Raw genomic sequence first — 232 nt, 5'->3', positions numbered from 1 at the left:
CAAAGAGGGAGACCGACTGCTCGGTCATATCGGATGGGCAGCTATCTTGCCGCAGTTCCTGGCGACCCTTGGCACCTTATTCAACAACGCCGGTGTCGGCGATGCGGTGGGGCGTATCACCTCGTGGATCCTTCCTTCAGAAAGTCTCTTCGCAGCGGTGTGCGTCTACTGCCTTGGGATGGCCTTGTTCACCCTCATTATGGGTAACGCTTTCGCGGCTTTCCCAGTGATG

Annotated in this window: 1 protein-coding gene; it reads left to right on the top strand. The window is 57.3% G+C overall.

Translation table 11 applies throughout. The features are described from left to right. Window positions 1-232 (top strand): 5-oxoproline transporter, DUF979 family subunit (locus AC0IXR_RS25210; protein ID WP_471762624.1); only part of this gene is annotated, 232 nt, incomplete at both ends.

The organism is Methylobacterium sp. AC832 (genome assembly GCF_979256025.1).
This window is presented reverse-complemented; position numbering and strand designations above follow the sequence as displayed.